Origin of the sequence: Cellulomonas sp. A375-1, from assembly GCF_001040865.1 — a bacterium.
In the GTDB taxonomy this organism is placed as follows: Bacteria; Actinomycetota; Actinomycetes; order Actinomycetales; family Cellulomonadaceae; genus Cellulomonas; species Cellulomonas gelida.
Genome location: NZ_LFKW01000146.1, coordinates 46,653 through 47,500, shown reverse-complemented (window position 1 = coordinate 47,500; position 848 = coordinate 46,653). Strand labels below are relative to the sequence as shown.

1 protein-coding gene is annotated in these 848 nt (G+C 72.8%); it reads left to right on the top strand.

Going from position 1 to position 848, the window contains the following annotated elements:
- Positions 1 to 152: 152 nt before the first annotated feature.
- On the top strand, positions 153 to 848 hold a 696-nt coding region (locus CWIS_RS15815), incomplete at its 3' end, for a carbohydrate ABC transporter permease (RefSeq protein ID WP_231583940.1).

Genomic DNA, 848 nt, shown 5'->3' with positions numbered 1-848 from the left:
CGCCCGCCCGACCCGCCGCCGTCCGACCCCGCAGCCGTCCGAACCTGCAGCCGTCCGAACCTGCAGCCGTCCGAACCTGCAGCCGTTCGACCCTGCAGCCGTTCGACCCCCGCCGTTTCCCCCGCACCGCGGGACGACCCCGAGAGGCCACGATGACCACGTCCGACGTCGTCAGCCCCCCGCCGCGGGCGGAGGCCACGCGGCGCGCACCCCGGCGCCGCACGCCCGTGACGTGGGCGCGCCGCGGCGGACTGAGCGCGGTGCTCTTCGCGGTGCCCCTGCTCGTCGTGTTCGGCCTGTTCTCCTGGTGGCCGATCGTGTCCGCGGTGGAGATGAGCCTGCAGAAGACGAATCTCGTCGACGCGCCCACGTGGGTGGGCCTCGACAACTTCCGCGCGGTGCTCTCAGACCCGCTGCTGCCGACCGTGATCCGGAACACGGGGTGGTTCGCCCTGCTCGCGCTCGTGTTCGGGTACCCGATCCCGCTCGTCGGCGCCGTGCTCATGAGCGAGGTGCGCCGGCGCAAGGGGCTGTACTCGGTGCTCGCGTACCTGCCCGTCGTCGTGCCACCCGTGGTGGCCGTGCTGCTCTGGAAGTTCTTCTACGACCCGCGACCGCAGGGGGTCTTCAACACCGTGCTCGGCTGGGTCGGCCTGGGCCCGTACCCCTGGCTCGCGGACGCGACATGGGCGATGCCCTCGCTCGTCCTGGAGGCGACGTGGGCCGCCGCGGGCGGCACGGTGATCATCTACCTGGCCGCGCTGATCAGCGTGCCCGCCGAGCTGTACGACGCGGCCGAGGTCGACGGCGCGTCGGTGCTGCGCAAGGTCTGGCACGTGACCCTTCCG